Below are 1363 nucleotides of genomic sequence, written 5' to 3'. Positions count from 1 at the left end.
CTGCTAAGGTTATAGGGACAAGCCGTACGGGCAATTAGTACTGGTTAGCTTAATGCATTACTGCACTTCCACACCCAGCCTATCAACGTCCTGGTCTCGAACGACCCTTCAAAGAGCTCAAGGCTCTGGGAAATCTCATCTCAAGGCAAGTTTCCCGCTTAGATGCTTTCAGCGGTTATCTCTTCCGAACTTAGCTACCCGGCAATGCCACTGGCGTGACAACCGGTACACCAGAGGTTCGTCCACTCCGGTCCTCTCGTACTAGGAGCAGCCCCCTTCAAATTTCCAACGCCCACGGCAGATAGGGACCAAACTGTCTCACGACGTTTTAAACCCAGCTCACGTACCACTTTAAATGGCGAACAGCCATACCCTTGGGACCGGCTACAGCCCCAGGATGTGATGAGCCGACATCGAGGTGCCAAACTCCCCCGTCGATATGAACTCTTGGGAGGAATCAGCCTGTTATCCCCAGAGTACCTTTTATCCGTTGAGCGATGGCCCTTCCATACAGAACCACCGGATCACTATGTCCTACTTTCGTACCTGCTCGACTTGTCAGTCTCGCAGTTAAGCACGCTTATGCCATTGCACTATCAACACGATGTCCGACCGTATCTAGCGTACCTTCGAACTCCTCCGTTACACTTTAGGAGGAGACCGCCCCAGTCAAACTGCCTACCATGCACTGTCCCCGATCCGGATAACGGACCAAGGTTAGAACCTCAAACAAACCAGGGTGGTATTTCAAGGTTGGCTCCACGAGAACTAGCGTCCCCGCTTCAAAGCCTCCCACCTATCCTACACAGATTGGTTCAAAGTCCAATGCAAAGCTACAGTAAAGGTTCATGGGGTCTTTCCGTCTAGCCGCGGGTAGATTGCATCATCACAAACATTTCAACTTCGCTGAGTCTCGGGAGGAGACAGTGTGGCCATCGTTACGCCATTCGTGCAGGTCGGAACTTACCCGACAAGGAATTTCGCTACCTTAGGACCGTTATAGTTACGGCCGCCGTTTACTGGGACTTCAATCAAGAGCTTGCACCCCATCATTTAATCTTCCAGCACCGGGCAGGCGTCACACCCTATACGTCCACTTTCGTGTTTGCAGAGTGCTGTGTTTTTATTAAACAGTCGCAGCCACCAGTTTATTGCAACCCTTTCACCCTTCTGGAGTAAACCAGTCAAGCTACCGGGGCGTACCTTTTCCCGAAGTTACGGTACCAATTTGCCGAGTTCCTTCTCCCGAGTTCTCTCAAGCGCCTTAGAATACTCATCTCGCCCACCTGTGTCGGTTTGCGGTACGGTCTCGTATGACTGAAGCTTAGAGGCTTTTCTTGGAACCACTTCCGATTGCTTCGTG

At 51.5% G+C, this 1363-nt stretch carries 1 rRNA gene; it reads right to left on the bottom strand.

What is annotated here, in order from left to right:
• Positions 1-13 precede the first annotated feature (13 nt).
• A 23S ribosomal RNA gene (locus IGS60_RS28180) occupies positions 14-1363 on the bottom strand; the annotation flags it as partial.

The organism is Janthinobacterium sp. FW305-128, from assembly GCF_020858135.1.
In the GTDB taxonomy this organism is placed as follows: Bacteria; Pseudomonadota; Gammaproteobacteria; order Burkholderiales; family Burkholderiaceae_D; genus Janthinobacterium.
This window is presented reverse-complemented; position numbering and strand designations above follow the sequence as displayed.